Origin of the sequence: Pseudomonas sp. efr-133-TYG-103a (assembly GCF_030209235.1) — a bacterium.
Lineage (GTDB): Bacteria > Pseudomonadota > Gammaproteobacteria > Pseudomonadales > Pseudomonadaceae > Aquipseudomonas.
The window spans coordinates 29,377-45,700 of sequence record NZ_JARVSK010000010.1 but is presented as its reverse complement, the minus strand read 5'-3'; the positions used below and the strand labels follow the sequence as shown (position 1 = coordinate 45,700).

18 protein-coding genes are annotated in these 16,324 nt (G+C 60.3%); 6 read left to right on the top strand and 12 right to left on the bottom strand.

Going from position 1 to position 16,324, the window contains the following annotated elements:
• Window positions 1–2: 2 nt before the first annotated feature.
• From QRN36_RS07980 to QRN36_RS07965, 4 genes are all read right to left on the bottom strand, one after another.
• Window positions 3–1,142, bottom strand: coding sequence for a homoserine O-acetyltransferase (locus QRN36_RS07980; protein WP_285423558.1), 1,140 nt, complete (start codon window positions 1,140–1,142; stop codon window positions 3–5).
• Between the two features lie 193 nt (window positions 1,143–1,335).
• Window positions 1,336–1,926: a YggT family protein gene (locus QRN36_RS07975; RefSeq protein WP_093468237.1), complete on the bottom strand. Its 591-nt coding sequence runs from the start codon at window positions 1,924–1,926 to the stop codon at window positions 1,336–1,338.
• 10 nt (window positions 1,927–1,936) lie between these two features.
• Complete coding sequence (gene proC, locus QRN36_RS07970) at window positions 1,937–2,755, bottom strand: pyrroline-5-carboxylate reductase (RefSeq protein ID WP_285423557.1); 819 nt, start codon at window positions 2,753–2,755, stop codon at window positions 1,937–1,939.
• 24 nt (window positions 2,756–2,779) lie between these two features.
• Window positions 2,780–3,466, bottom strand: a complete 687-nt coding sequence (locus tag QRN36_RS07965; RefSeq protein ID WP_285423556.1) for a YggS family pyridoxal phosphate-dependent enzyme — start codon at window positions 3,464–3,466, stop codon at window positions 2,780–2,782.
• A 54-nt stretch (window positions 3,467–3,520) separates the two neighbouring features.
• On the opposite strand from QRN36_RS07965, the gene QRN36_RS07960 reads away from it, so the two are divergent.
• Window positions 3,521–4,555, top strand: coding sequence for a type IV pilus twitching motility protein PilT (locus QRN36_RS07960; RefSeq protein ID WP_093468246.1), 1,035 nt, complete (start codon window positions 3,521–3,523; stop codon window positions 4,553–4,555).
• A 140-nt stretch (window positions 4,556–4,695) separates the two neighbouring features.
• Here QRN36_RS07960 and QRN36_RS07955 read toward each other — a convergent pair whose 3' ends face one another.
• Window positions 4,696–5,430 (bottom strand): C40 family peptidase, encoded by a 735-nt coding sequence (locus QRN36_RS07955; protein WP_285423666.1) that lies wholly within the window; start codon window positions 5,428–5,430, stop codon window positions 4,696–4,698.
• A gap of 250 nt (window positions 5,431–5,680) precedes the next feature.
• Here QRN36_RS07955 and QRN36_RS07950 point away from each other — a divergent pair, with 250 nt between their 5' ends.
• The gene (locus QRN36_RS07950; RefSeq protein ID WP_285423555.1) at window positions 5,681–6,100 is read left to right on the top strand and encodes a TM2 domain-containing protein; all 420 of its coding nucleotides are present in this window, start codon (window positions 5,681–5,683) and stop codon (window positions 6,098–6,100) included.
• 115 nt (window positions 6,101–6,215) lie between these two features.
• Here QRN36_RS07950 and QRN36_RS07945 read toward each other — a convergent pair whose 3' ends face one another.
• From QRN36_RS07945 to gshB, 7 genes are all read right to left on the bottom strand, one after another.
• Window positions 6,216–7,487 carry a dihydroorotase gene (locus QRN36_RS07945; RefSeq protein ID WP_285423554.1) on the bottom strand — a complete coding sequence of 424 codons (1,272 nt, stop codon included), beginning with the start codon at window positions 7,485–7,487 and terminating at the stop codon, window positions 6,216–6,218.
• Window positions 7,484–8,488, bottom strand: coding sequence for an aspartate carbamoyltransferase catalytic subunit (locus QRN36_RS07940; RefSeq protein ID WP_093468257.1), 1,005 nt, complete (start codon window positions 8,486–8,488; stop codon window positions 7,484–7,486). Before QRN36_RS07940 ends, QRN36_RS07945 begins: the two co-directional genes overlap by 4 nt.
• Before the next feature lie 12 nt (window positions 8,489–8,500).
• Window positions 8,501–9,022 carry a bifunctional pyr operon transcriptional regulator/uracil phosphoribosyltransferase PyrR gene (pyrR, locus tag QRN36_RS07935; protein ID WP_093468260.1) on the bottom strand — a complete coding sequence of 174 codons (522 nt, stop codon included), beginning with the start codon at window positions 9,020–9,022 and terminating at the stop codon, window positions 8,501–8,503.
• Window positions 9,023–9,112: 90 nt separating this feature from the next.
• The gene (gene ruvX, locus QRN36_RS07930; RefSeq protein ID WP_285423553.1) at window positions 9,113–9,553 is read right to left on the bottom strand and encodes a Holliday junction resolvase RuvX; all 441 of its coding nucleotides are present in this window, start codon (window positions 9,551–9,553) and stop codon (window positions 9,113–9,115) included.
• The gene (locus tag QRN36_RS07925; protein WP_093468266.1) at window positions 9,553–10,122 is read right to left on the bottom strand and encodes a YqgE/AlgH family protein; all 570 of its coding nucleotides are present in this window, start codon (window positions 10,120–10,122) and stop codon (window positions 9,553–9,555) included. Before QRN36_RS07925 ends, ruvX begins: the two co-directional genes overlap by 1 nt.
• Before the next feature lie 348 nt (window positions 10,123–10,470).
• Window positions 10,471–11,373 carry a TonB family protein gene (locus QRN36_RS07920; RefSeq protein WP_373568717.1) on the bottom strand — a complete coding sequence of 301 codons (903 nt, stop codon included), beginning with the start codon at window positions 11,371–11,373 and terminating at the stop codon, window positions 10,471–10,473.
• Window positions 11,374–11,624: 251 nt separating this feature from the next.
• Entirely contained in the window at window positions 11,625–12,578 is a 954-nt protein-coding gene (gshB, locus tag QRN36_RS07915; protein WP_285423551.1) for a glutathione synthase, read from the bottom strand.
• A gap of 266 nt (window positions 12,579–12,844) precedes the next feature.
• Here gshB and pilG point away from each other — a divergent pair, with 266 nt between their 5' ends.
• Genes pilG through QRN36_RS07895 form a run of 4 tightly spaced genes read left to right on the top strand, consistent with a single transcriptional unit; the run spans window position 12,845 to window position 16,317 of the window.
• The gene (pilG, locus tag QRN36_RS07910) at window positions 12,845–13,255 is read left to right on the top strand and encodes a twitching motility response regulator PilG (protein ID WP_268798442.1); all 411 of its coding nucleotides are present in this window, start codon (window positions 12,845–12,847) and stop codon (window positions 13,253–13,255) included.
• A gap of 46 nt (window positions 13,256–13,301) precedes the next feature.
• On the top strand, window positions 13,302–13,667 hold the full coding sequence (gene pilH / locus QRN36_RS07905; RefSeq protein WP_093468272.1) for a twitching motility response regulator PilH: 366 nt from the start codon (window positions 13,302–13,304) through the stop codon (window positions 13,665–13,667).
• 16 nt (window positions 13,668–13,683) lie between these two features.
• A complete protein-coding gene (locus QRN36_RS07900) occupies window positions 13,684–14,223 on the top strand; it encodes a chemotaxis protein CheW (RefSeq protein ID WP_093468275.1) in 540 nt (179 codons plus the stop codon).
• Window positions 14,224–14,280: 57 nt separating this feature from the next.
• Window positions 14,281–16,317, top strand: a complete 2,037-nt coding sequence (locus QRN36_RS07895) for a methyl-accepting chemotaxis protein (RefSeq protein WP_285423550.1) — start codon at window positions 14,281–14,283, stop codon at window positions 16,315–16,317.
• Window positions 16,318–16,324 lie beyond the last annotated feature (7 nt).

Below are 16,324 nucleotides of genomic sequence, written 5' to 3'. Positions count from 1 at the left end.
CCTCAGAGTGCAATTCGGTTCATGTAGCTGGAGAAGGCTTGCAGGTAGCGCGGGATGGGCATCAGGAAGGCATCGTGGCCCTGTGGCGCGTCGATCTCCAGATAGCAGACGTCCTTTTTCGCGGCCATCAACGCATCCACCAGTTCGCGAGACCGCGCGGGCGAGAAGCGCCAGTCGGTGGTGAACGACATCACGCAGAATTTGGCGCTCGCACCGGCGAAGGTTGCGGCCAGGTCATCGTTGAAGTTGGCGGCCGGATCGAAATAGTCCAGCGCCTTGGTCATCAACAGATACGTGTTGGCGTCGAAGCGGCCGGAAAACTCTTCGCCCTGATAACGCAGGTAGCTTTCGACCTGAAATTCGACGCTGTGGAAGTCGTAGTTGAGGTTCTCGTTTTTCAGGCCGCGGCCAAATTTCTCGCCCATCGAATCGTCGGACAGGTACGTGATGTGCCCGACCATGCGGGCCAGCATCAAGCCGCGTTTGGGGATCACGCCGAGTTCCTGGAACGAGCCGCCATGAAATTCCGGATCGGTCAGGATCGCCTGGCGTGCGACTTCGTTGAACGCGATGTTCTGCGCTGACAACTTGGGAGCCGAGGCAATCGCCAGGCAGTGACGCACGCGGTCCGGATAGGTGATGGTCCATTGCAAGGCCTGCATGCCGCCCAGGCTGCCGCCGACGATGGCGGCCCATTGCATGATGCCCAGGCTGTCGGCCAGACGCGCCTGGCTGTGCACCCAATCTTCGACGGTCAATACGGGGAAATCGGCGCCAAAGGGTTTGCCGGTTTCCGGGTTGATGCTGCTGGGGCCTGTCGAGCCATTGCAGCCACCCAGGTTGTTGAGGCTGACCACGAAGAACGTGTTGGTGTCGATGGGCTTGCCTGGGCCGATGCAGCTGTCCCACCAACCTGGCTTGCGGTCTTCGGCGCTGTGATACCCGGCCGCGTGATGGTGGCCCGACAAGGCGTGGCAGATCAGCACCGCATTGCTTTTGGCGGCGTTGAGCTGACCGTAGGTTTCGTAGATGAGGTCATAAGCGGCCAGCGACCGACCGCAGGCAAGAGCCAGTGGCTCGCTGAAATGCGCCGTTCGCGGCGTGACTAGACCGACAGAATCTTCGGGAAAGACCGTGGACATCGACCCTGCTCTCGCTGAAATGAGGCGTAAGTCTAAAGATCACGGGGGGTAGCGGCAAGCGAACAACGGGGCGGTGGACAGATGAGTACCTGTAGGAATGAGCTTGCTCGCGATTGCGGTGTGCCAGATGCCATCTAAGTATCTGACGCACCGTCATCGCGAGCGAGCTCACTCCTACAGGGTGGGGCGGGATTTAGATCAGCCGCCACAGCTCCTGCGGCATGCCGGAGTACGCTGCCAGTTCGGGCATGACGTACGACTGCAGCACTTGAATGGCCAGGAAGGCGAAGATCGGCGAGATGTCCATGCCGCCCAGATTGGGGATGATGCGGCGGAAGGGCGCCAGGATCGGCTCACTGATCTGGTAGGCCAGTTCTGCGGCAGGGTTGTGCGTGCCCGGCGCGATCCACGAGACGATCACCATAATGATCATCGCGACCCAGAAGATCTTCAGCAGCAGCGACGTGATGCCGATGATCGACCACATCAACAGGTGTGGGACGTCGCCGATGGTGCCGTAAGTCATCATCAGCACGAAGGCCATCAACAACGCCTGAATCACGATCGCCAGCAGCAGGGAGGACGTGTCCAGACCCAGGACGCTTGGGACGATCCGGCGAATGGGCTTGAGCAGCGGTTGCGTGGCCCGCACGGCAAACTGGCTGAGCGGGTTGTAGAAGTTGGCTTTGACCAGTTGCAGCACGAAGCGCAGCAGGACGATGGTCAGGTACAGGCTGATCAGCGTCTGAATAACAAAGATCGTGGCGCCAGTGAGTGCATTCATGAACTACTCCTTATTTACCCAGCAATTCGGCCAGTTCGGCGGAACGGTGTGCCGCAGCGCCGAGCGCCTTTTCCACGATCGCTTCGAAGCCGTCGGCCTGGAAAGACTTGATCGCAGCTTCCGTGGTGCCCGCAGGTGAGGTCACGCGGCGGCGCAGCTCGGCCGCATCGACATCGCTCTCAGTCGCCATCCGTGCAGCACCCAGAGCGGTCTGCTCGGCCAGTTGCTTGGAAACCTCGGGCGACAGGCCAAGCTTCACGCCGGCGGCGGTCATGGCTTCAATCAGCAGGAAGAAGTAAGCCGGGCCGCTGCCCGACACCGCCGTTACTGCATCAATGTGGGTTTCTTCATTCACCCACAGGGCGATGCCGACGGCTGAGAGCAAGGCTTCGGCCTGTTCGCGCTGGTTGCTCGTGACATCATCGGTGGCGTACAGGCCACTGACGCCCTGACGCAACAGCGCCGGCGTATTGGGCATGCAGCGAACGATCGGCTGCTCGCCGAGCCAGGCCTTCATGCTGGCGCACGTGATGCCAGCGGCAATGGAAACGATCAACTGATCTGGCTTCAAGCTTGGCTTGAGCGATTCGCAGACGGTTTTCATCATCTGCGGTTTGACCGCCAGCAACACCACGTCGGCACCTTCGACTGCTTCGGCGTTGTCGGCGAAGGCCTGGATTCCGTGCTCTCGGGTGATGCGTTCGCGGGTTTCGGCGCCGGGATCGCTGGCGCGAATCAGTTCAGCCTCGACGCCTTGGGCGCGCATGCCGCCGATCAGGCTGGCCGCCATGTTGCCTGCGCCGATGAATGCGATACGGGTTTTGCTCATGAACGGTTTCCTGTGAGGCGAAAGTTAAGGCTGCCCATAGTTCCGGGCGCCAAAAAGGGCAGTGCCGATCCGCACCCAGGTCGCGCCTTGTGCGATGGCGGCTTCCAGGTCGTGGCTCATGCCCATGGAAAGGGTGTCCAGCGGCAGGTTCAGGTTATGTTGCAAGTCACGTACAGCGGCAAAGGCAGCGTTCTGTTCGTCGCTGTCTTCTGTAGGTTCGGGAATTGCCATCAATCCGCGCAATCTCAGATTGGGCAGGGCGCTGATCGCGTGTGCCAGGGCTGGCAGGTCTTCAGGTGTGCAACCCGATTTGCTGGCTTCGCCGCTAACATTCACTTGAATGCAGATATTGAGCGGCGGCAGTTCGGCGGGGCGTTGTTCGGACAGACGTTGTGCGATTTTCAGGCGGTCCACTGAATGTACCCAGGCAAAATTCTCGGCGATGGCGCGCGTCTTGTTTGACTGGATGGGGCCGATGAAATGCCAGATCAAGGGCAAGTCGCTCAATTGAGCCTGTTTGCCGAGGGCTTCCTGCAGGTAGTTTTCGCCGAAGTCGCGAAGACCTGCCGCGTGAGCTTCACGCAGGTCGCTTGCCGGTTTGGTCTTGCTCACGGCCAGCAGGCCGACGGATGCCGGGTCGCGCTGAGCGGCCTGCGCGGCGTTATGAATTCGCTCCGCGAGCGTTGAAATGTTCTCTGCTATCGTGGACATTGATTTGCGCCAGCAGGGCTAAAGTCTGCGGCATTCTATGTGATGAGGAGCTGTATGGATATTACCGAGCTGCTTGCCTTCAGTGCCAAGCAAGGCGCGTCGGACTTACACCTCTCTGCCGGCCTGCCACCGATGATCCGCGTCGATGGCGATGTAAGGCGGATCAACCTGCCCGCGCTGGACCAGAAAGAGGTTCAGGCGCTGATTTACGACATCATGAACGACAGGCAGCGCAAGGATTTCGAAGAAGATCTGGAGACGGACTTCTCCTTCGAAGTGCCCGGCGTGGCGCGGTTCAGGGTCAACGCGTTCAATCAGAACCGTGGCGCGGGCGCTGTGTTCCGGACCATTCCCTCGAAGGTCCTGAGCATGGAAGAGCTGGGCATGGGGGAAGTGTTTCGCAAGATTACCGACGTCCCGCGTGGCCTGATTCTGGTGACAGGGCCCACCGGATCGGGCAAGTCAACCACGCTGGCGGCGATGGTCGATTACTTGAACAGCAACAAGCACCACCACATTCTCACCATCGAAGACCCGATCGAATTCGTTCACGAGTCCAAGAAAAGCCTGATCAACCAGCGCGAAGTTCACCGTGACACCCACGGTTTCGCAGAGGCCCTGCGCTCGGCGCTGCGTGAAGACCCGGACGTGATTCTGGTCGGCGAGCTGCGGGACCTGGAAACCATTCGCCTGGCGCTGACGGCAGCCGAAACCGGTCACCTGGTGTTTGGCACGCTGCACACCACGTCTGCAGCCAAAAGTATCGACCGTATCGTCGACGTGTTTCCGGCTCAGGAAAAGTCGATGATTCGCTCGATGCTTTCCGAGTCACTGCACGCGATCATTTCCCAGGCGCTGCTCAAAAAGGTCGGCGGTGGCCGGGTGGCGGCGCACGAGATCATGATCGGCACCTCGGCGATCCGAAACCTGATCCGGGAGGACAAGGTGGCGCAGATGTACTCGTCGATCCAGACGGGGGGCTCGCTGGGGATGCAGACGCTGGATATGTGCCTCAAGGACTTGATCGCCAAAGGGCTGATCACGCGGGAAAGCGCTCGCGAGAAGGCAAAGACACCGGATAACTTCTGATTCGATCGCCTTGAACGACTGTGGGAGTGCATGCACTCACGATTGGCCGTACGTCCGACAGGTTTCTATCGGCTGTACGATCCGCTCGTGACTGAATTCACTCCCACAGGGCTCTCCGTCGTCAGACAGAACGTCGCAGATCAGCGCTGAGCGATCCGCACCGTCGTGCCTTTGCGGCTAGGCGGCTGCTTGGGCAGCACGCGCTTGGCGACCACGTAATGGCTGTCCCAATACGGCTTTTTCAGCGTATCGATCGTCACGGACTTGCCACGACGCGGCGCGTGAACGAACTGATCGTCACCCAGGTAGATGGCGACGTGGTTCACCTTGCGGCTCTTGATGTTGAAAAACAACAAGTCGCCCGGCTTAAGATCCTTGCGATCGACCTTTTGCCCGTGACCTTCGGCCATGGCGTTCGAGGTGCGCGGCAGATCCACTTCACTCACGTCGTTGAACGCGTATTTAACCAGTCCGCTGCAGTCGAACCCTTTAGTCGGGCTGGTGCCGCCCCAACGATAAGGTGTACCGATGGCTTTCACTGCACGGTTCACCACGTTGCTGCTTTGCTTGGTCCCCATCTGCGCCGAAGCGGCGAGGGCGACCGTGTTTTGCGAAATCTTGCGAGAACCCGAAGTGTTCTTGCTTTTGGTGGCTCGCGACTTTTTGCCGGAAGTTGCAAGCGGTGTTGCTGTCTCTTCGATTGCAGCCATCGCGGCTCGCTGAGCGGCGATATTGCGTGAAACGGTTTCCGGTGACTCGGCTCGTGCGGTGAAGCCGGTGAAACTCGAAGGAAGCGGTTGCTCACGATTGGTGGCGTGGGCGGCCAGTGGCATAAATAGGCAAATAGTTAGCCATGTCTTCAAAAATGGACGCATTAGGCAGGGCTCATATTGGTCAGCGCGCAACTTTATAACAGCTTTTTTCCAGTTGCCGAGGCCATTTGTCGAACAATTTACTGCCCTGAAAGTCAGTTTCGGCAGTCAAACTGTCACGTTGGTATGATCATCGCCTTGAAGAACAAGGGTTTGCACGAACGAGGATAGGTTCAAGCCATACGTCGGACGGGGTCACCAAAGTCACAAAAGTTACGCATATTTTTTTCTATCGCGACGAAAGAGGTTACCAATGAACACCTATCAGCACGACGCTCCGCATCACGACACCCACAGTAAGCTCATGGGTTATCTGCTGTGGATCGTTGGCTTCACGGGGTCTCATCGCTTCTATTACGGCAAGCCAGTGACCGGCACGATCTGGTTTTTCACGCTTGGTCTGTTGGGAATCGGCTGGTTGATCGACCTGTTTCTGATTCCCTCGATGGATCGCGAGGCCGACTTGAGATTCAACGCCGGCACGACCGACTACAGCGTCGCGTGGATTCTGCTGACGTTTCTGGGCGTGTTCGGGGTGCATCGCATGTATCAGGGCAAATGGATCACCGGGATCCTCTACCTGCTGACGGGCGGTTTGGCGTTCATCGGGGTGCTGTATGACTTCTGGACGCTCAACGACCAGATTTCGGTGAAGAACGTGCAGCGCCGGTAAACGCTGAACTGTAGGAACGTGCTTGTCCGCGAGGCGTCAGACCTGAGTTTTCAGGGTCTGACCTGATGCCGTCGCGGGCAAGCGCGCTCCTGCGAGGACAGAGCGGCGCGTCGACTTAGCCGATATAACTGATCCGGCCGTCCACGAAGGTGTATTTCACCGCGCCCGGCAAGCAGTGGCCGAGGAACGGGCAGTTCTCGCCTTTGGACAGCCACTTTTCACCTGCGACGGTAGACGCCGCTGCGTCGAACAAGACCAGGTCGGCGGGCGCACCGGCGGCCAGTTGGCCGGCGGGCAGGCGCAACGCCGCTGCCGGGCCTGCGCTCAAGCGTGAGAGCAGCGTTGGCAGGTCCAGCAGGCCGTCTTCAACCAGGGTCATCGCCAGTGGCAACAACAACTCGACGCTGCTGATGCCCGGCTCGGTGGCGCCGAAGGGCGCCAGTTTGGCGTCGCGTTCATGAGGCTGGTGGTGGCTGGAGATGGCTTGAACGACGCCCGACTTCACTGCCTCACGCAGCGCGTCACGGTCGGCGCGGGTGCGCAGCGGCGGCTGGACGTGGTACAGGCTGGAGAAGTCGATCAGCGCTTCGTCGGTCAGAATCAACTGATACAGCGCCACGTCCGCAGTGACCGGCAGGCCGCGTGCCTGAGCCTGGGCGATAAGCGCCACGCCGCGCGCGCTGGTCAACTGAGTGAAGTGCGCGCGAACGCCGCTCTGCTCGACGAGCAACAGGTCACGGGCCAGCGCGACCGTTTCGGCGGTTTCTGGAATGCCCGGCAAGCCCAGGAATGCGGCGGTTGGACCGTCGTGCGCCAGACCGCCTTGAGCCAGGTCGTCGTCCTGCGAATTGAAGATCACCGTGAGGTCGAAGGTCGCTGCGTATTCCAGGGCGCGGCAGAGCGTGCGGTTGCTGCGGAAATTCATCAGCCCGTTGGTGAATGCCACGCAGCCTGCGTCTCGCAGCGCGATCAGTTCAGCCAGTTGCTCACCTTCAAGCCCTTTGCTCAGCGCCCCGATGGGGAACACTTTGCTGTGCCCGGCTTCCCGGGCGCGGTCCAAAATCAGTTCGGCAACCGCCGAGGTGTCGAGCACCGGTTTGGTCCGGGGAGGGCAGCACAGGCTGGTCACGCCGCCGGCCGCCGCTGCGCGGGTTTCGCTGGCGATGGAGCCTTTGCGGCTGTAGCCCGGCTCGCGCAGGGAAACATTCAGGTCGACCAGACCGGGAGCGGCGATCAGGCCGGCAGCGTCGATGGTTTGCGACGGTTCGAAATCGGCAGGCGCCACGCCAAGGGCGAGAATCTTGCCGGCTTCCAGGTGAACGTCGATGACTTGATCCAGACCGCTGACAGGGTCAATGACGCGAGCGCCGAGGATGCTGAACTTCACTGCGCGTTCTCCTGCTCGAACTGGCGTTGTGCGGTTTGGCCACTCATGGCCATGGACAATACGGCCATGCGCACCGCGATGCCGTACGTCACTTGATTGAGAATCACCGAATGGGGGCCATCGGCCACCGCCGACTCGATTTCCACGCCCCGATTGATCGGACCCGGGTGCATGACGATGGCGTCAGGTTTGGCGCCCGCCAGGCGGGCCGTGGTCAGGCCGAACAGCCGATAGAATTCGCCCTCGCTCGGCAGCAGACCGCCGGACATGCGCTCGCGTTGCAGGCGCAACATGATCACCACGTCTACGTCCTTCAAGCCCTCGGCCAGATCGGTGTAGACCTTGACGCCGTACTGCTCGACGCCGATCGGCAGCAGCGTTTTGGGGGCGACGACGCGGATGTCCGGGCAACCCAGCGCCTTGAGGGCGATCATGTTCGAGCGCGCAACCCGCGAGTGCAGAATGTCGCCGACGATGGCGACCGAGAGGTTCTCGAAGTTGCCCTTGTGGCGGCGGATGGTGAGCATGTCGAGCATGCCCTGGGTTGGGTGAGCGTGCCGGCCGTCACCGCCGTTGATGATCGCCACCTGCGGGCTGACGTGCTCGGCGATGAAGTGCGCCGCACCCGAGTCGGCATGGCGTACGACGAACATGTCGGCGGCCATGGCCTCAAGGTTGCGCAGGGTGTCGAACAGCGTCTCGCCCTTGCTCGTCGAAGATGTCGACACGTTCAGGGTGATGACGTCCGCCGACAGCCTCTGTGCCGCCAGTTCAAACGTGGTGCGGGTCCGCGTCGAGTTCTCGAAGAACACGTTGCACACCGTCTTGCCGCGTAGCAGCGGGACTTTTTTCACCGCCCGGGCGCCGACTTCAAGGAACGAGTCGGCGGTGTCGAGGATTTCGGTCAGCAGTTCGCGGGGCAAACCGTCGAGCGAGAGGAAATGTTGCAGTTGACCCTGATGGTTCAGCTGCAGCGGGCGCTTGGCGTCGGGAGGCGTCATCGCAAAGGACTCTTAGAGGGCGGCGGAATCGGTGGAAAGGTCTTGCAGTTCGAGCGTCAGCGGCGTCGGGCCGGAGAGCTTGACTCGCTCGTTCGGAGACAGGTCCAGCGTCGCGCCGGTCACATTCGGGCGGATCGGCAACTCGGCGGCGTCCAGATCGAGCAGCGAAACCAGTGTCACGCTCGCAGGGCGGCCGTAGTCGAACAGTTCGTTGAGCGCCGCGCGTATCGTGCGGCCGCTCATCAGCACGTCATCGATCAGCACCAGATGCTGGCCTTCGATTTCGAACGGCAACTCCGAAGGGCGCACCTGCGGGTGCAGACCGTTCTGGCTGAAGTCATCGCGATAAAAAGAGACATCCAGCGTGCCGAGAGGCGACTGGCTGCCCATCGCTTCGAGCAACGCCTGCGCGACCCAGACACCGCCGGTCCGGATGCCAATGAAGCGAGGCTCGCTGATGCCGCGTTTGTTCAGGTGCGCGTTCAGATCGTTCGCCATCTGGCGAATCAGTTCGGCGGGATTGGGCAGGGTCATGGTCGCTCCTTCAGAGGCCCGGCCGGACTGCTCGTCGGCGCGGGCTGAAACTCGAATTCGGTGCTTTCAACTCGATGCAGTGTAAATCGATCAGGTTTCGAACAGTGCGCTATTGGCTTCCAGCCAGCCCTGCAGCAAGAGCGCTGCGGCAATGGCGTCCACCGGGTTGTCGCGATAACTGCCACGCTGACCGCCACGGGACATGCGCTCGCCTTTGGCTTCAAAGGTCGTCAGGCGCTCGTCGTGGGTGTAAACCGGAAGGTTGAAGCGGCCGTTGATCTGACGTGAGAACTTTTCGGCGCGGGCGCTCATTTCGCTGGGCGTACCGTCCATGTTCAGCGGCAGTCCGATAACGATCGCGTCCGGCTTCCATTCGGTGATCAGCGCCTGAACCTTGGTCCAGTCGGGAACGCCATTCTGTGCCTTCAATGTGCACAACTCTCGCGCCTGGCCAGTAATCACTTGGCCGACGGCCACGCCAATCTGCTTGCTGCCGTAGTCGAACCCCAATAACAGGCGCAGTGCGGCCATCAGGCGTGTCCCGCCTGGCTGGTCAGCAGATTGAGGTTGATCCCCAGTTTCGCGGCGGCGGCATCGAGGCGCTCGTGACTGTCGAGCTCGAAAAGGATTCTGGGGTCGAATGCGCAGTTGAGCCAGGCGTTGGCGGCGAATTCGGCTTCCAGTTGCCCGGCGTCCCAGCCTGCATAGCCGAGGGTGATCAGATTTTGATCAGGCCCGTAGCCGTCAGCGATGGAAAACAGGACATCTTGCGAGGTGGAAAGCGAGATGCCGCCCAAGTCCACGGTGGCCTGAAATATCTGACCGGTGGGGTGCAACACGAAGCCGCGATCCGTCTGAACGGGCCCCCCGACATGAATGGGGATCTGCTGGCAGCGGGCAGGTGGCGTCATTTCGGGACGCAGCTGCTCGAGAATATCGGCCAGCGACAGGCTCTGCGGTCGATTGATGACCAGGCCCATGGCGCCATTGGCATTGTGCTCGACGATGTAGGTCAAGGTCTGAGCGAAGTTCTCATCGTGCATGTGGGGCATGGCGATCAGAAATTGATGCTTGAGGTACGACGGAGTGACGTTTTTCATGAGCCCTAGTGTGGCGCTGTGGGGCTGCTGTGACAACTGGCAGAACCGACTCGAGGGTGGATAAATCGCGACAGGTTTCAGGTTTCATGTTCGACAGGCCTGCACCGCGCGATGTATCGGCAAGCGTTGCAGGGGCGAGCGTGCCCGCGAAGAATGATTTCCAACCAATGCATCTCCACCGCATTCACCGGCCTTTTCCCGGCTGAAGCCGGTCCTACAGACGCCGCATGTTTTTCGTAGGACCGGCTTCAGCCGGGAAGGCGTCGGGTGTTACGCCATCGATCGATGGGGCGTTGGAGACAGTTGGCTCACTGCGCCTGGGAAGCGTGGCGTTAGTGAGGCGCGCGATCAATTGCTGGAAAGCTTGTCGCCTTTGGCGAATTTCCAGGTTCGGATGATTTCCAGACGGTCGATGTCGGCCAGATCACCGCTGAATGGCGCAAACGGCGCCGCCAGCCGCACGATCTTCTGTGCTGCCTGATCCAGCAAGGGTTGGCCCGACGACTCAAGAATCAGCACCTCATATAAAGAGCCGTCCCGGTTGATCGATACCATCATGCGCAGGCTGCCGTAGATCTGCTTGCGCCGTGCCTCGTCGGGATAATTGAGATTGCCGATGCGCTCGATCTTCTTGCGCCAGTCTTCCTTGTACCAGGCGCCCTTGTCGCGCATGGTCGATGCGGCGCTCAGTCGATGAATCTTGGGGCGCTTGGCATAAGCCTGCTGCTCATCGGCCAGTTCGGCCTCAAGGCTGGCGATTTCGCTGTTCAGCTCCGTGCTGTCGAAGGTGGGCGCGGCCTTCTTCTGTTCTTCCGGCTTGACCTCATCACGCTTGGCGACAGTCTTTTGCGTCGCCTGAGCCTTGGTCGCCACGGCGGTCTTGGGCGCTTCCTGCTTGACCACCGGTTTGGCGGCAGGCGGAGGCGTGACCTTGTTGATCTGGGTGTCCTGATACGGGGCGATTTCCGTGGTCTTGGGCACCGCTTTCTTGTCTAGGGTGCCGCTGCCCTGCTGGTTTTCCTGAGCGAGGAAGTCGGCGTCTTTGGGCTTGGTGTCGCTTTTGAAGGGCGCGAGGGTGATTTCCAGCGTCTGGCTGATTTTTTCCGGCTTGACGTAGGTGAAGCCGACGCCAAGGATCAGCGCCAGATGGATCAGCGCCGCGATCATCAGGGTAAAGCCAAGGCGATCAGCCGGGCGCACGCCGGTGCGGGTCAGAGCCATGGGAAGATCTTTGTCGACCGCAGCGTTCATCGACGCCCCGGAAGCACGAATGCCAGCATTACAGAACCCACCTAACGCGAAATTCAGGCCGCGCATGATACCGCAATGTCAGCCGGTGCTTGGGCTTTGATATCGGCGGGCCGATTAGTGGGCAGTACAGGCGATGCATCGTCACTGTAGGAGCGCGCTTGCCCGCGATGACGTCGGAACATTCGACATCGTTGTTACCGACGCACCTTAATCGCGATCGCGGGCAAACGTGCTCCTGCAGAAAAGCTGCGCTACCGGGCCTGCAGCTTCTTCTCGATCACATCCATCAACATTCCGCCAATGTCCGTACCGAACGCGTTGTCGATCTCACGAATGCACGTCGGGCTGGTGACGTTGATTTCGGTCAAGTGTTCGCCGATGACGTCCAGGCCTACAAACAACAGACCTTTTTCCCGCAGGCTCGGGCCGATTTCGGCGGCGATCCAGCGATCGCGGTCCGTCAGCGGGCGTGCTTCGCCACGTCCACCGGCGGCCAGGTTGCCACGGGTTTCCCCTGCGGCGGGAATGCGTGCCAGGCAATACGGAACCGGCTCGCCATCGACCATCAGGATGCGCTTGTCGCCGTCCTTGATTGCAGGCAGGTAGGCCTGAGCCATGATCTGGTTCTGGCCGTGGTTGGTCAGGGTTTCGAGAATGACTGAAAGGTTCGGATCTTCCGGACGATGACGGAAGATCGATGCGCCACCCATGCCGTCCAGAGGCTTGTAGATCACATCGCCATGCTTGGCGGCGAACTCGCGCAGGATGTCCGAGCGGCGGCTCACCAGCGTTGGCGGCGTGCAGTGGGAGAACTGGGTTGCGAACAGTTTTTCGTTGCAGTCACGCAGACTCTGCGGTTTGTTAACCACCAGCACGCCCGCGCGCTCGGCCTGCTCCAGCAGGTAGGTGGAGTAGACGAACTCCATGTCGAAGGGCGGATCCTTGCGCATCAGGATAACGTCCAGCTCATCCAGGCCGCTGTCGACTTCGGCTTCCAGTTCGAACCAGTGCGCCGGATCGGCGAAGACCTTGAGCGGCTTCATGCGGGCACGGGCCTGTCCTGCATCCTGATAAAGATCGTGCTGTTCCATGTAGAACAGCGACCAACCGCGCGCTTGCGCTGCCAGGAGCATGGCCAGCGAGCTGTCCTTTTTATAGGAAATGCGCTCGATGGGGTCCATGACAATTCCCAGGCGAATGCTCATGGGCAATATCCTCTGATCGGTAATGGCCGCGACCGGCCTGAAAACAGGCGTCAGGGTGGCGCTGCGCACGCTTGGGGTCAAGGGGCAAGGGCGGCGCAGATGCTTTATGGATTGCGCCTTTAGAGTGTGCTAAAAAGGCTCGGCATCCGCCATCATGACGGTTGCCTTTGCACCCCTCTAGATGGGGGTTCAGCGATCCCGACTAGCACCATAGGCCCGGCCGAAGGCAGACCCATCTGAATCGCCGCGGCGATGGTAGAGCAGATATGGAACAGCATTCAGCCCCATTGAAAGTGATGGTCATCGACGACTCTCGAACGATTCGTCGCACCGCCGAGACCCTGTTGAAAAATGTCGGTTGTGAAGTGATCACTGCCATAGACGGTTTCGATGCGCTGGCCAAGATCGCCGATAATCATCCGAGAATCATATTTGTCGACATCATGATGCCCAGGCTGGATGGGTATCAGACCTGTGCGTTGATCAAGAACAACCGGGCGTTCAAGTCCACGCCGGTGATCATGTTGTCCTCCAAGGACGGGCTGTTCGACAAAGCCAAGGGGCGAATCGTCGGGTCCGATCAGTTTTTGACCAAGCCGTTTAGCAAGGAAGAGCTGCTCAGTGCAATCAAGGCCCACGTGCCGGGGTTCGTTGCAGTAGAACAACAATTATCTTGAAGTCGGTCCCCTTGCCCGGGGACGGCTGTTTCTATGGGGAAGCACCATGGCTCGAATTCTGATCGTCGATGATTCGCCGACCGAAATGTACAAGCTGACCGGGATGCTGGAAAAGCACGGCCATCAGGTCCTCAAGGCCGAAAACGGTGCAGACGGTGTGGCGCTGGCGCGTCAGGAAAAGCCTGATGCGGTGTTGATGGACATCGTCATGCCCGGCCTGAACGGTTTTCAGGCGACCCGCCAGCTGACCAAGGATGCCGACACCAACATGATCCCGGTGATCATGATCACCACCAAGGATCAGGAAACCGACAAGGTCTGGGGCAAGCGCCAGGGTGCGCGGGACTACCTGACCAAGCCGGTGGATGAAGAAACCCTCATGAAAACCCTGAACGCGGTTCTGGCGGGCTGACGCCCGGCTGGCGTTCATGGCTCAGTCACAAACTGCTTTTCAGCTGCTGCTCGATATCGACCAGCGCTGCCGCTCGCTCGCCGCCGGATTGCCGCTGCAGGAAACCCGACAGCAGGGCTGGAGCGGCATCGGCTTTCGCATGGGCGAGCGTTTCTACGTGGCGCCCATGGGCGAGGTCGATGAGATTCTTCATGAACCCCGCTACGCCGCGTTGCCGGGTGTAAAGCCGTGGGTGCGCGGCATCGCGAATCTGCGGGGCAGGCTGTTGCCGATCATGGATCTGTGTGCATTCTTCGGCCATGAGCTGTCGCCCTTGCGCAAACAGCGGCGTGTGCTGGTCATCGATGACCAGGACGTGTTTGCCGGGTTGCTGGTGGACGAAGTCCTCGGCATGCAGCATTTCAGCGAGCGCAGCCTGATGCCTGAGACCCTGGATGACAGCGACGCGCAAATCGCGCCGTACATTCAGGGCCGTTTCCTGCGCGAACAGGCCTGGCGGGTTTTCAGTCCCAGAACGCTGGTGCAGTCGCCGGGGTTCATGGATGTCGCACTTTAATACTGTCTTGCACAGCATCGAGGACGTTCGCCGTCTTCGCAGGCGGAGCCCTGAGCAATGAGTAATACCGGCAAGTCCCTGGAAGGCGCGCGCAGCCGATCACAAATCATCGCGTTGTTTGTCGTCCTGATCATTTCGATCATCCTGCTCTTCGTCAATTTCGCGTACCTGAGCACCCAGTCCAACTACGACAAACAGTACATTGGCCATGCCGGCGAGCTGCGCGTGCTGTCGCAACGCATTGCCAAGAACGCCACCGAGGCAGCGGCGGGGAAGTCCGCGGCGTTCAAGTTGCTGGCGGATGCGCGCAACGATTTCGACACGCGCTGGCAGTATCTGAAGAAAGGCGACAAGAACACCGGTCTTCCCGCGGCTCCTGCCGAGGTGGGCGATGAATTGAAAGCGGTGCAGAACGACTGGGAAAATCTGCGAAAGAGCACCGATGTCATTCTTTCACGCGAGCAGACTGTGTTGTCGCTTCACCAGGTGGCAGCGACCTTGGCCGAAACCATCCCTCAATTGCAGATCGAGTCGGAAAAAGTCGTCGACATTCTTCTGCAGAACCGTGCACCTGCCAGTCAGGTCGCACTTGCTCAGCGCCAGTCGCTGCTGGCCGAGCGGATTCTTGGCGCGGTAAACACCGTGCTGTCGGGCGATGAGACGGCGGTTCAGGCCGCCGACGCATTCGGGCGTGATGCCAGCCAGTTCGGTCGCGTGCTCAACGGCATGCTCGAAGGCAACGCGTCACTGAGGATCGCTCAGGTCGAGGACCGTGACGCCCGCGCGCGGCTGGCCGAGATTGCCGAGCTGTTCCAGTTCGTGTCGGGCTCTGTGGACGAAATTCTGGAGACGTCACCGGAATTGCTCGAAGTACGAGAGGCGGCGAGCAATATCTTCAATCTTTCGCAAACGCTGCTCGACGAAGCATCGGTGCTGGCCAACAGCTTCGAGCACATGGCTGGCGGTCGGACCATCAACAGCTACGGCGGCTATATGCTGGGCTTGCTGGCGCTGGCGTCGATCATTCTCATCGGTCTTGTGATGGTGCGTGAAACCAACCGGCAATTGCGCGAAACCGCCGAGAAAAACGAGCGTAACCAGACCGCGATCATGCGCTTGCTCGACGAGATCGAAGACCTCGCGGACGGCGACCTGACAGTGGCCGCTTCGGTGACGGAAGACTTCACCGGCGCCATTGCAGACTCGATCAATTATTCCATCGACCAACTGCGCGAACTGGTGGCGACCATCAACCTGACGGCCGAGCAGGTGTTCGGCGCGGTCAAGGACACCCAGACAACCGCCACCCAGCTGGCAGCAGCGTCCGAGCATCAGGCGTTGCAGATCGCCGCGGCGTCGAATGCGGTAAACGACATGTCGCGCTCCATTGCTCAAGTGTCGGCCAACGCCTCCGAGTCGGTCGCCGTGGCCGAGCGTTCGGTGGCCATTGCCAACAAGGGCAACGAGGTGGTGCACAACACCATCAATGGGATGGACAACATCCGTGAGCAGATTCAGGACACGTCCAAACGGATCAAGCGCCTGGGTGAGTCATCTCAGGAAATCGGCGACATTGTCAGCCTGATCGACGACATCGCTGACCAGACAAACATTCTGGCGCTGAACGCCGCCATTCAGGCGTCCATGGCGGGCGATGCCGGTCGCGGCTTCGCCGTGGTCGCCGACGAAGTACAACGTCTTGCCGAGCGCTCGTCGTCGGCCACCAAGCAGATCGAAACCCTGGTCCGCGCCATTCAGAACGACACCAACGAAGCCGTCATCTCGATGGAGCAGACGACATCCGAAGTGGTACGCGGCGCGCGTTTGGCGCAGGATGCCGGTGTTGCGCTGGAGGAAATCGAAGGGGTTTCCAAGGTGCTGGCTGCGTTGATCGAAAGCATCACCAATGCCGCGCAGCAGCAAGGCGCGTTGGGGCAACAGATTTCCACGACCATGACTGTGATTCAGCAAACCACCACGCAAACCACGTCCGGGACCGCCGCCACTGCGCAGAGCATGGGCAATCTGGCGAAAATGGCCAGCGAAATGCGCCGCTCGGTGTCCGGATTCACATTGCCGGCCTCGCGGCATTGATGTCCCC